Origin of the sequence: Alteromonas sp. AMM-1 (genome assembly GCF_047290655.1) — a bacterium.
Taxonomy (GTDB): Bacteria; Pseudomonadota; Gammaproteobacteria; order Enterobacterales; family Alteromonadaceae; genus Alteromonas; species Alteromonas mangrovi.
The window spans coordinates 1-12,414 of sequence record NZ_JBLBUE010000036.1; the positions used below are offsets into that span (position 1 = coordinate 1).

Sequence of the window (12,414 nt, forward strand, 5' to 3'; positions counted from 1 at the left end):
CAAAACGGGCAGCGGCGGGTACAGATGTCACCTAGAATCATAAAGGTGGCGGTACCGTGATTAAAACATTCTGCAAGGTTAGGGCAGCTGGCTTCTTCACACACCGAATGCAGATTGTTTTTGCGCAGTGTTTGCTTAATGTGGTCGATTTTATCGGTAGTACGTGGCAGCTTGATCTTGATCCACTCAGGCTTGCGTAACATCTCTTCCTTTTCGGTAGGAATGATAGTTACCGGAATGTGTTTGACTTTCTGATCATCACGGAGTTTGACCCCGGCTTTTGCTTTTACGTTACTCATTAAAGCCTTCTATTGTTTGTGTAGTCTCAATGGCTAACTCAGCCAATAAGTATTTCAGCAAGACCGCGCCGGCTTCATCCAGCGAATCCGGGCCACCCAGTCTGGCACAGTCAGTCATTTCCATGCCGGCGTATCCACAAGGATTAATGCGCAGAAACGGTGCCAAATCCATATTCACATTCAACGCCAGGCCATGAAATGAACAACCACGGCGTATGCGTAATCCCAACGAACAAATTTTTTGGCCGTTAACATACACACCTGGTGCGTCAGGGCGTGCATTGGCGGTGATGCCATACTCAACAAGCGTTGCTACCACGGCATTTTCCATCGCCGTAACCAGTTGTCGAACGCCTAACTTGCGCCGGCGCACATTCAGCATTAAATACACCACCTGCTGACCCGGACCGTGATAGGTAACCTGGCCGCCACGATCTACCTGTACGACCGGAATGTCACCAGGCATAAGCACATGCTCAGCTTTACCAGCCTGACCCTGGGTGAACACCGGATCGTGCTCAACCAACCAGATTTCATCCTGGGCGTCGTCGTTGCGTGTGTCTGTAAAACTCTGCATCCGTTGCCAGACCGGTTCATAAGACTGTCGTCCTAACTGGCGAATGATCACCGTGTTTTCGCCCATGTATTACAGTACAACCCTGACTAATTCTAATTTTGCCAGTTCTTTATACAAGGTTTCCATGTGTTCTTTACTGGTACAGGTAACCTGTACGGAAACCGAGTGATAGTTGCCTTTAGAACTGGGCTTAACTGTTGGGGCATAGTCGCCCGGTGCGTGTATCTGCAGGCACGCAACAACGTGATTCGGCAAATCTTCGTGGGCCACGCCCATAACTTTAAACGTCTGAACTGTTGGAAAATCTAACAATTCGTCGAAGCGAGTGTCCATGACGAATACCTCAAAAGTGAAAACCAGCGGATTGTATCAATTTGACAGGCTTGAAGCCAGATTTGGCGTGCGTTAAATACGCACGCCGGGGTGTAAAGTGGTGAGTTGAATGCTGGATATAGCTAGTCGTCTAAGCCGAGTTTTAGCGACACAAAATCCATCATGCGATCGAACAAACCGCCTTCGTTTACTTCGTGTAGAGTTACCAGCGGGTAAGTTGCTACATCTTCGCCATCTAACTGAATATATAGCTTACCGACAACCTCTCCCTTGGCCAGCGGTGCTTCCAGTTTACGGTCTATTTCAAAGTTAGCTTTCAGGTTATCAACCTGGCCGCGTGGGATGGTAATTGGCGTAGACTGATTTATGCCTAAATCCACTGTGTCGCGGTCGCCCATGTAGATACGGTGGGCAACAAAGCTTTCGCCAGCCTGGTAAGGGGTAACTGTTTCATAAAAGCGGAAACCATAACGCAACAGCTTTTTGTTTTCTTCTTTGCGTGCGCGTTCACTTTCGGTACCCATTACTACAGACACTAAGCGCATATCACCCTGATAAGCCGATGTGATCAGGCTGTAACCTGCATCTGAAGTATGTCCGGTTTTAATCCCATCTACGTTCAGGCTTTTATCCCATAACAAGCTGTTGCGGTTGTACTGCTTGATTCCGTTATAGGTAAATTCTTTTTCGCTGTAAATGGCGTACATGTTGGGTGTTTCTTCAATTAACGCCCGGGATAAAATGGCCATGTCACGCGGTGTGGTATAGTGATCAGCATCGTGTAACCCGTGGCTATTGGTGAAGTGACTTGCGGTCATGCCCAGGCTGGCAGCGTGTGCATTCATCATGTTGGCGAACGCACTTTCAGACCCTGCAATGTGCTCCGCCATAGCAACACAGGCGTCGTTACCCGACTGCACGATAATACCGCGCAGCAAATCGCTGACTTTTACGGTTGTGCCTACTTCAATGAACATTTTGGACGAGTCCGGAAAGTTCTTAGCCCAGGCGTTTTCGGTAATTTTTACCTCGTCATTAAGACTGATATTACCGGCCTGAATTTCTTTGCCAATTACGTACACTGTCATGATTTTGGTTAAACTGGCCGGTGCCAATTGCATGTCTGCATTCTGGTCTGCAATGATGTGGCCTGTTTCATAATCCATCAGGATAAACCCTGAGGCAGCTACGCTGGGCGCAGGTGGAATGACAACGGCCGCATTGGATGCGGAACTGGCAAATAGACTCAGTGCCATCAACGCTGATGACAAGAAAGACGGTTTAGCGCGCGTTATTTTATTGTGCATGGTGTTACCGTTTTTTTAGTTGGAAAGGAAGAATATAAAACTCCGGCATTCTAACGTATGCCAGGGTGTTGGACTAGGGCAAGTGAAAAAAGTTTAATTAACCTTTCTGTGCTGCAAATTCACTGGTTGTAGGATTAACGCCAACAATTTCAGCGTTTAGAGTGTCGCCTCAATGGTGTATGCGCCTGGATAGCCATTCTTTTTTAACTCGTCCAGTAGCATTTGCAACTGAAACCGGTCAGTGAGTGGGCCAAGCCTCAGACGGTAAATGTCGTCTATCAGTGGTACCTGCGCAGGCACCTGATAGAGGCTGGACAGGCCGTCAGACAGTTGCTTTGCGCGCTTACCATCTGATAAAGCCGCCACCTGAATGTAATATCCCTTGGCGATGTCTGAGCCGGGAGTAGTCACTGCGACAGGAGCTGACCCGGCAGGGGCAGATACGGCATCAGTAGTCTGAGTAGGCTGCGGTGTTTGGGTTTGCGTCATCAGGTTGGCTTTGTCGGCCGCTTCACTGGCAATGTGTAAATCAGACTCGTTGGGCAACTGTCCCGCATACAATGCATAAGGCACCGGTGGCTCGTTACCCACTGTAACCATGTTTTGTTTATCAACGTAGATCACTTCCAGTTTAACACTGGTGGTACCGTTATTGTGATAACCCAGTTTTTTGGCTGCAGCGTAAGATAAATCAATTATCCGATCAGAATGAAATGGGCCCCGGTCGTTTACGCGAACAATAACCGATTCCTGATTACTGAGATTAGTTACACGCACATATGACGGTAACGGCAGGGTTTTATGTGCTGCCGTCATGGCAAACATGTCGTAAATTTCGCCGTTGGAAGTGAAATGGCCGTGAAACTTTTGTCCATACCAGGATGCATTACCTGTTTGCACGAAACCTTTGCCGGTTGTCATTGGCTGATAGCGTTTGCCAAACACCTCATAGGGCAAGCTGTTTTGTTCGCGATAGGGTTCGTAGCGCGGCTCAGCATCAACCATCTCGGGCTCGGTATACTCAAAGTCAGGTGCAGAATCTACCGCTCGCGTATAACGCGATGGTGCCTGACAGGCCGTTAGCCCGCTGATAACTAAAACCCAGAAACAAACCGACGTGAACTTTTGCATTTAGCGCGACATTAAGCGTTTTTGTGTGCCGATACCCATTAGAATGCCAAATCCCGCTAATAAAGTCACCATGGACGTGCCGCCATAACTCACTAAAGGCAGAGGAACGCCTACTACGGGTAATATTCCTGACACCATACCCATGTTCACAAACACATATACGAAGAAGGTGAGCGTGATACTGCCTGCCAGTAGCTTACTGTAAGCATTCTGCGCGCGCACTGCCAGCATCAGTCCGCGCACAATGATAAACAGGTAAATAGCCAGCAGCAGGATCACACCGGTCAAACCAAATTCTTCGCTGAATACCGCAAAAATAAAATCGGTATGACGCTCGGGTAAGAATTCCAACTGACTCTGTGTTCCCTGTAGCCACCCCTTGCCATGTAAACCACCCGAACCAATGGCAATTTTTGACTGAATAATGTGATAGCCGGAACCGAGTGGGTCGCTTTCCGGATTAAGAAACGTAAGTACCCGCTGTTTTTGATATTCCTGCATCAGGAATATCCACATGATTGGTAAAAACGCGCCGCCCAGTGCTGCTACCATTCCAATGAGTTTCCAGCTCATTCCGGCGAGAAAGATAACAAAAATGCCAGAACTGGCGATGAGCAGCGAGGTGCCAAGATCGGGTTGTTTTGCAATCAGAATGGTGGGCACCACTACCAGCACAAATGCGATAACGATTTGCGATAACGTAGGCGGCATGGTGTATTTACTGATGTACCAGGCAATCATCATAGGAACTGCCAGTTTCATAGCCTCTGAAGGCTGAAAGCGAATAAAACCCAAATCCAGCCAGCGCTGCGCGCCTTTGCCTATATCGCCAAACAATAAAACTGCGACCAGCATAAGAATACCGGCCCCGTAAATGTAAACACTCAGTCGCCGAAACGCTAACGGGGGGACTTGTGCCAGCACAAACATCACCGAGAGGGCAATGCCGAGTCGAATTACCTGGCGGTTGATCAGGCCCATATCCTGGCCGCCGGCAGAATATATTGTGATCAAACCCACACCCATTAATACCAGTAGTCCAAGTAACAACGGAATGTCTATGTGCAGGGATTGCCACAGTGACGATTGACGCTCATTGAGTGTTGTTTTTTTCATCATATCAGTTGGCTTTCACTGCTTTGGGATACTTTATGGCTTCTGGGTGTAAACGGAAAAATTCATCCATCATGATCCGGGCAATGGGGGCGGCGTTTGAACTGCCGCCGCCGGCATTTTCCATTACCACAGCCACGGTGATTTCCGGATTTTCGTAAGGCGCGAACCCTACGTACATGGCGTTGTCGCGCAATCTTTCGTCTATTTTCTTAGCATCGTATTTTTCATTCTGCCCGACTGAGAAAAGCTGAGCTGTACCCGTTTTACCTGCTGCAGTATAAGTTGTGCCCACAAAAGCCGTTCTGGCAGTACCGTGCTCGCGGTTAACCGTGCCGTACATGGCATCCAGTACGATTTCCCAGTTGTCCTGATTGTTGATTTCAATCGGGCGCAATGACTTTAGTGGCTCCAGTTCTACGTCGCCACCAGGCTGGTAATAACCGCGTAAAATCTGTGGAACAAACCGGGCGCCGTAATTCACCAGTGCGTTCATGGCATGTACCAGTTGAATAGGCGTTGTGGTCCAGTAGCCTTGTCCAATACCAACTGATATTGTATCGCCGATGTACCAGGGCTGATTATAACGGGCTTTTTTCCAGCCACGGCTGGGCATGTTGGCGTCGCTTTCTTCGTACAAATCGATGCCCGTGTAGTCGCCAAAACCAAATTCAGACATGTAATCGCTGATGAGATCAATGCCCATCTGATAGGCGAGTTCATAGTAGAACGTGTCGCAGGACATTTCTATTGACCGTGTGACATCTACTTCGCCATGCCCCCATTTTTTCCAGTCACGCCAAACGTGACTGACATTCGGTAATGAATATCGTCCGTTATCATTAATTTTAAACGACTTATCAATGGTGTCTGTTTCCAGACTTAGCAGTGCTAATAAGGGTTTTACCGTGGAAGCCGGGGGATATTGCCCTTGCGTCGCGCGGTTAATCAACGGCCTGTCCGGTGAATTCAGCAGGTCGGCATAATTTTTACGGCTAATACCATGCACAAACAGATTCGGGTCGTAACTGGGGTTTGAATACATCGCCAGAATGCCGCCAGTGTGAGGGGAGGCCAACACAACCGTTCCGCGCTGGCCTTCCAGTGCCTGTTGTGCAGTTTGTTGCAGGCGAATATCAATGTTCAGCACTATGTCGCGGCCTGGCTCGGGTGGATCAACATTCAGCGTGCGGATAATGCGCCCCTGACTGTTTACTTCAACTTGTTGAAAGCCTACTTTCCCATGCAGAATATCCTCGTGATATTTTTCAATACCGAGCTTGCCTATGTCGTAGGTGGCAGCATAGTTGGCTTCTAATCCGGCTTCTTTTATTTTTTGCAGATCTTTTTTGTTAATTTTGGCTACGTAACCCAATACATGCGTGAGTAAATCGCCGTAGGGGTAAAAGCGCGCTAAACGGGCTTCAATAGACACACCGGGAAACAGATGGCTTCGACTGGCAAAGCGGGCGACTTCACCCTCGGATAAACGGGCGCGCAGTGCCACGGGTTTGAACCGGCGCTGGCCTCTTAAGGCCTGACGAAAATCATCAATTTCTTCATCCGTGATCCCCATCAGGACCTGCAGTTCTGACAGCGTTTCATCCAGGTTTTTTACCTGTTCAGGGATCACCTCCAGGTTATAAACCGGGCGGTTCTCTGCCAGTAAAACACCATTTCTGTCGTAAATCAGTCCGCGGTTGGGGGCAATTGGCACTACTTTAATACGGTTGCCATTTGAGCGCGTTTGATAGTCTTCAAAGTGTTTAACCTGCAGGTAGTACAAATTGCTTACTACCATACCTAGCAGCGCAATAACAATAAGCGCTGCAATAACAGAACGGCGTGCAAAGAGATTGGCTTCTGCAGTGTGATCGCGAATTGTCTGGCGCTTAATCGGCATAACTTACTCGCGGTGATAGGGATGGTTTTGGGTAACCGACCAGGCCCGGTAAAGCGCCTCGGTTACAATAATACGTACCATGGGGTGTGGCAGAGTGAGTGCCGAGAGTGACCAGCGTTGTTCGGCAAGTGCACAGCATTCTGGTGCCAGCCCTTCGGGGCCGCCGATCAGTAAACTCACGTCCCGACCATCCATTTTCCAACTATCAAGTTGTTTGGCAAGGGCAGGGGTATCCCATGGACGACCGGTCACTTCCAGGGTAACCACTTTGTGGTTTTTACCAATCGCGGCCATCATGGCTTCGCCTTCTTTTTGAAGAATGCGCTTAATGTCGGCATTTTTGCCGCGTTTCCCCGGCGGAATTTCGACAAAGCTGACCGGCATATCCGCAGGAAAACGACGCAAAAACTCCTGGGTGCCCGTTGTCACCCAGTCTGGCATTTTGTTTCCCACTGCAATAATCTGAATGCGCACGGCCTGCTTACTCCCTGGGCAGGGGGGATTAACCCCAGAGTTTTTCTAACTGATAAAAATCCCGCGATTCATCTTGCATGATGTGCACAATAATTTCGCCCAGGTCTACCAGTACCCAGTCACCGGTTCCTTTACCCTCAACGTTTAACGGCGGGTGTCCCGCACGCTTGGCTTCGAGTTGCACGTGTTCGGCGATGGCGCTTACATGGCGCTTTGAGTTACCAGAACAAATGATCAGGGTGTCGGTGATTGTTGATTTACCTTTAACGTTAAGCTCAACAATATCACGACCTTTCATGTCGTCAATTTTGTCGATTACGAAGGCTTTGAGTTGCTCGTGTTGCAAAAGTTCTCCTCACAAGTGCCTATCCGGCACGGTATAACTGATGTGTTTCAATATAGTGTAAGACATCGGGATGCAGCCAGTTTAATGCTGCGTTATTGTTCTGGCCATCCTGACCAAGTGCGCTGCGCAATTGCGTAGACGACACTGAATAATCCTTACTATGGGTAATGTAAACCCTGCCGTGTTGCATCTGATGCAACTTGTCTGGCGATGTTACTAGCCTTGGTGTTAACCACGCCTGTAGTTCAGCCGACAGTTGCCCGTTGTCGGACGGACGTTTCATGACCACAATATGGCAGTATTCAGTGAGTTGCTGCCATTCGTACCAGGACGGCAGATTATACAGCGAATCTTCGCCCAGCAAAAAGCAGATTCCGGTTTGCGGCGCTCTCTGTCTTAAATAGGCCAGGGTTTTTACCGTGTAATTGGGTGCTGGCAATTCAATTTCAATCGGTTCGATATAGAGTTGCTCGGCTTGCTGACTTGCCAGTGAAAGCATTGCTAAGCGGTGTGTTGTGGTCGTTTCCGGTGCGATCTTGTGCGGTGGCACGTTACATGGCAGCAACCCCAGTTTTTCTACACCAATTTCATTAATGGCATCGAGTCCGGCGAGGATATGGCCCTGATGTGGCGGATTAAACGTACCGCCTAACAATGCAATCATCAGACAGCCATTTCCGTATCGCTTAACGGCATGTGTAACAATGGCACTCCGGCAAAAAGTAAACACAGGTGGGCGAGTTTGATATAAGGACGTACCACTGATTCTTGCTTAAACAGAAAATCTGCCTGGGTAAGCTGATCGCCAATGCGCGTTAATTGTTCGCTGTTCAGTCGCTTTAACGCCTGCTGATAAAAGCCTTGGCGATTTTGCCAGATCCCAAATTTTTGCCACACAATTGGCTGTCGGCTTTGCTGCAACTGACACACATTCCACAAGGTTTGCCATTCGCGGATCAGCGCCCAAATAATAATATTTGGCTCAATGCCTTCCGACTCAAGTCGATAGAGCATTTTTACACATCGCTCCTTATCGCCCTGTAGCATTACATCGACTAACTGAAACACGTTAAAACGCGATTGATCAACCAAAGCCTGACTCAGTTTTTGTTCGTCAATTTGCTTATCGGGGTAGGCCAGAATGAGCTTTTCGATTTCCTGAGCACCCGCCATCAAATTGCCTTCACAAAAATCCGCCAGCATTTTTACGCAACCAGGCGTGAACTGAAAACCGGCTTGTTGTAAGCGTCTTGACAGCCAGCCGGATAAGGCGTTGCCTTCCAGCGGATAGCAAAGGGTAAATGCCCCAATACTATCAAGCGCTTTGAACCACTTGGTGCGTTGTACATCTTTTCCGATTCGGGGGCCGTGAATAATCAACAAGGTATCGGGCGACAGGTTTGCAGCAATGTCTGTAAGTAGTCCTGCGCCTTCGGTTCCGGGTTTACCGGTAGGTAACTCCAGTTCGATTAGCGTGCGGTCGGCGAATAGCGACATCGCTTGAGTGGCATCGAGGAGGGTGTTCCAACTGAAGTCGGTATCCGCTACCAACACTGTGCGTTCAGTAAATCCCTGCTGTTTGGCCTTGCTGCGTAGCGCTTGTAATATTTCAAATTTTTGCTGCGGCTCATCACCAAAAATCAAATAACACCCCCTGAACTCGCGTTCCAGTGTGGGGATGAATTTGTCGGGGAAAATTTGCATTGATTGCGAGAGCCTATAGCTGACCGGATAGCATACGAATAATACGATCGGCTGCTTCTGTACGCATTTCACTTAACACCAGGTTAAGTTCGCGGGATTTTGCCAGCACCTGCTTGGGGTCATCCTGATATTCCCGCAACACTTCGAACTGTTGTGACAGCTGACGTCCATCGGGAAAAGTAGCACTGAATCGAACGCCATATATGAGCTCGTATTCTGCAACCTGACCGGTTGCAAATACCGACAGTAATCGCCTGTCGAGTTTTTCCGGTTGCAGCGTAAGTGTGATTGTAGTGGCTGATTCGCTTTCGAGTGCCGTGCTGCCGCTGTTAATCTGGTACACCTTCATGCGTGCCAGTACAGATTTTTCCAGAGGCGCAGTTTGCTTACCAGCGACAACCTGCACATAACTGCTGCCAACGGGTAAGGTTTGCGCATTGCGTAAATGAAACCCACAGCTGGCGGTAACTAACGTTACTGCCAGTGTGAAAATAAATTTTATGGAAAAAAGACGGCGCATTAGTTCGCCACAATGTTAACCAGTTTACCTGGTACAACAATGACCTTGCGGATTGTTTTACCTTCTGTAAACGGCTGAACATTTGATTGTGACAGGGCCAGTGCTTCTACGTCTTTATTCGACGCTGTAGCCGGTACAGTTAACTTGGCGCGTACTTTTCCGTTCACCTGTACAACAATCAGCTTTTCATCTTCCACCAGCGCTGCCTTATCTGCAACTGGCCATGGTGCTTCTTCTATGCTGTTGCTATGCCCAAGTTGTTGCCATAAATAATGACAGATGTGTGGGGTAATCGGGTTAAGGATAAGTAATACGCTCTCTACCGCTTCACGCATCAGAGCCACGTCCTGAGCATCGTCCTGTGGCGCTTTTTGCAAGTGGTTTAGCAGCTCCATAATGGCAGCGATGGCGGTGTTAAACGTTTGGCGGCGTCCCAAATCATCGGTGACTTTGTCGATAGTCTTGTGCACTTCACGACGCAACGCTTGCTGCGACTTACTCAGGCTGGATGCATCCAGTGCCTCGGGCTTGCCTGCTTCCAGATGATCGGTAACCAGTTTCCATACACGACGCAGGAATCGGTTTGCACCTTCAACACCTGAGTCTACCCATTCCAGGGTTTGTTCTGGTGGCGCAGCAAACATGGTAAACAGACGTACGGTGTCGGCACCATACTGGTCGATCACCTGTTGAGGATCGATACCGTTGTTTTTCGACTTGGACATTTTGGTCATGCCGCCATGCTGCACCGGGCTGCCGTCTTTCGTTAGCCAGGCTTTTACAATGCGGCCTTTGTCGTCTTTTTCTGTGCTTACTTCGGTAGGTGAGTACCAGGTTTTCTTACCCGCGTCGTCTTCGCTGTAGTATGAATCCGCCAGTACCATGCCCTGACACAGTAAACGTTTGTATGGCTCGTCAGAGTTTACCAGACCTTCGTCACGCAATAATTTGTGATAGAAGCGCGAGTATAATAAATGCAGGATGGCGTGCTCAATTCCACCGATATATTGGTCTACCGGTAGCCAGTAGTTGGCTTTGGTGGGATCTAACATGGCATCACTGGTATTGGCACAGCTATAACGGGCGTAGTACCAGGATGACTCCATGAAGGTGTCAAATGTGTCGGTTTCACGCAGCGCGGCTTCACCATTAAAGGTGGTTTTTGCCCACTCTGGGTCGGCTTTAATTGGCGAGGTTACGCCATTCATTTCAACGTCTTCTGGCAGTACAACTGGCAGTTGGTCGGCAGGTACTGGCACGGATTCGCCATTGTCCAGATTCAGCATTGGAATGGGGGCACCCCAATAGCGCTGACGGCTCACTCCCCAGTCACGTAAGCGGTAATTTACTTTGCGCTCACCACGGCCGAGGCTTACCAGTTTATCGGCAATGGCATTAAATGCTTCGTCAAAGCCAAGACCATCAAACTCACCAGAGTGGATAAGCGTGCCTTTTTCAGTAAATGCTGAGGCGGCCAGATCGCATACCTGGTCGCTGTTTTCCACAGGCGCAATAACCTGCTTGATAGGCAGTGTGTAACGGGTAGCAAATTCCCAGTCGCGTTGATCGTGGCCAGGTACGGCCATCACTGCGCCTGAGCCATAATCCATCAACACAAAGTTTGCAATCCACACAGGTACTTGTTCGCCGGTAAGCGGGTGCACGGCATTAAAGCCGGTCGCCATGCCTTTCTTTTCCATGGTAGCCATATCGGCTTCGGCGACTTTCGTATTCTTACATTCGTCGATGAACGCTGCTATCTTTGGATTGGTCTTTGCTGCGGCTATTGCCAGTGGATGCTGAGCAGCAACGGCAACATAAGTTACCCCCATAAAGGTATCCGGACGGGTAGTGTATACGGTTAATGAAGGTACATTTGCCACTTCGTCAGCCAGATCAAAGGTAATCTCTACCCCTTCCGAGCGTCCTATCCAGTTTGCCTGCATAGCGCGAACCTGTTCTGGCCACTCATTAAGCTGTTCAAGATCCGTTAATAGCTCTTCCGCGTAATCGGTGATTTTGATAAACCACTGCGGGATTTCTTTTTGCTCAACAACGGCACCTGAACGCCATCCGCGTCCATCGATTACCTGTTCATTAGCCAGTACTGTCTGGTCAACCGGATCCCAGTTCACGGTGGCATTCTTCTTGTAAACCAGGCCTTTTTCGAACAGACGGGTAAAGAACCATTGCTCCCAACGGTAGTAGTCTGATTTACAGGTAGTGACTTCGCGATCCCAATCGTAACCAAAGCCCAGTGACTTTAACTGGTTCTTCATGTAATCAATATTGGAGTAGGTCCATTTGGCCGGCGCTGTATTGTTGTTGATTGCTGCGTTTTCTGCAGGTAAACCAAACGCATCCCAGCCCATAGGTTGAAGGACATTTTTACCCTGCATACGCTGAAAACGGCTGATCACATCGCCAATAGTGTAGTTGCGCACGTGACCCATGTGCAGTCGGCCGCTTGGATAGGGGAACATCGACAAGCAGTAGAATTTTTCTTTGCTGTCGTCTTCACTTACTTTAAAGGTGTTATTTTGTTCCCAGGACTGCTGGACGGCGTGTTCAATGTCTTTTGGATTATACTGGTTATCGGCCATGTTAACGTAGGCTTCCGCATTCTGTTGTGTTTAAACAAATTAACCCGCCGTTATGTGGCAGGTGTGCCTGATATAATAACCCAATAGAATAGCCTAGCCATAGT

At 48.8% G+C, this 12,414-nt stretch carries 12 protein-coding genes and 1 pseudogene; all 13 read right to left on the minus strand.

All coding sequences use genetic code 11. From position 1 onward, the window contains the following. Positions 1–299 (minus strand): annotated as a pseudogene (locus ACLR2L_RS08640) (lipoyl synthase); the annotation flags it as partial. Further along, positions 292–942 carry a lipoyl(octanoyl) transferase LipB gene (lipB, locus tag ACLR2L_RS08645; protein ID WP_413367440.1) on the minus strand — a complete coding sequence of 217 codons (651 nt, stop codon included), beginning with the start codon at positions 940–942 and terminating at the stop codon, positions 292–294. The gene lipB and the pseudogene ACLR2L_RS08640, both read right to left, overlap by 8 nt. Positions 943–945: 3 nt before the next feature. Beyond that, positions 946–1,209 (minus strand): DUF493 family protein YbeD, encoded by a 264-nt coding sequence (gene ybeD, locus ACLR2L_RS08650; RefSeq protein WP_140956855.1) that lies wholly within the window; start codon positions 1,207–1,209, stop codon positions 946–948. Positions 1,210–1,331: 122 nt separating this feature from the next. Then, positions 1,332–2,465 carry a serine hydrolase gene (locus tag ACLR2L_RS08655; protein ID WP_413367480.1) on the minus strand — a complete coding sequence of 378 codons (1,134 nt, stop codon included), beginning with the start codon at positions 2,463–2,465 and terminating at the stop codon, positions 1,332–1,334. A 207-nt stretch (positions 2,466–2,672) separates the two neighbouring features. Continuing rightward, positions 2,673–3,647 carry a septal ring lytic transglycosylase RlpA family protein gene (locus tag ACLR2L_RS08660; RefSeq protein ID WP_413367443.1) on the minus strand — a complete coding sequence of 325 codons (975 nt, stop codon included), beginning with the start codon at positions 3,645–3,647 and terminating at the stop codon, positions 2,673–2,675. Then, a complete protein-coding gene (rodA, locus tag ACLR2L_RS08665; RefSeq protein ID WP_413367482.1) occupies positions 3,648–4,763 on the minus strand; it encodes a rod shape-determining protein RodA in 1,116 nt (371 codons plus the stop codon). A 4-nt stretch (positions 4,764–4,767) separates the two neighbouring features. Then, on the minus strand, positions 4,768–6,663 hold the full coding sequence (gene mrdA / locus ACLR2L_RS08670) for a penicillin-binding protein 2 (RefSeq protein WP_413367445.1): 1,896 nt from the start codon (positions 6,661–6,663) through the stop codon (positions 4,768–4,770). A 3-nt stretch (positions 6,664–6,666) separates the two neighbouring features. After that, positions 6,667–7,137, minus strand: a complete 471-nt coding sequence (gene rlmH, locus ACLR2L_RS08675) for a 23S rRNA (pseudouridine(1915)-N(3))-methyltransferase RlmH (RefSeq protein ID WP_413367447.1) — start codon at positions 7,135–7,137, stop codon at positions 6,667–6,669. Between the two features lie 28 nt (positions 7,138–7,165). After that, complete coding sequence (gene rsfS / locus ACLR2L_RS08680) at positions 7,166–7,483, minus strand: ribosome silencing factor (RefSeq protein WP_140956860.1); 318 nt, start codon at positions 7,481–7,483, stop codon at positions 7,166–7,168. Positions 7,484–7,502: 19 nt separating this feature from the next. Then, positions 7,503–8,147 (minus strand): nicotinate-nucleotide adenylyltransferase, encoded by a 645-nt coding sequence (gene nadD / locus ACLR2L_RS08685; RefSeq protein ID WP_413367449.1) that lies wholly within the window; start codon positions 8,145–8,147, stop codon positions 7,503–7,505. Then, complete coding sequence (gene holA, locus ACLR2L_RS08690) at positions 8,147–9,187, minus strand: DNA polymerase III subunit delta (RefSeq protein WP_413367451.1); 1,041 nt, start codon at positions 9,185–9,187, stop codon at positions 8,147–8,149. The genes nadD and holA overlap by 1 nt, the downstream gene beginning before the upstream one ends. Before the next feature lie 13 nt (positions 9,188–9,200). Continuing rightward, a complete protein-coding gene (gene lptE / locus ACLR2L_RS08695; RefSeq protein WP_413367453.1) occupies positions 9,201–9,707 on the minus strand; it encodes an LPS assembly lipoprotein LptE in 507 nt (168 codons plus the stop codon). Further along, the gene (gene leuS / locus ACLR2L_RS08700) at positions 9,707–12,310 is read right to left on the minus strand and encodes a leucine--tRNA ligase (RefSeq protein ID WP_413367455.1); all 2,604 of its coding nucleotides are present in this window, start codon (positions 12,308–12,310) and stop codon (positions 9,707–9,709) included. The genes lptE and leuS overlap by 1 nt, the downstream gene beginning before the upstream one ends. Positions 12,311–12,414: the final 104 nt, after the last annotated feature.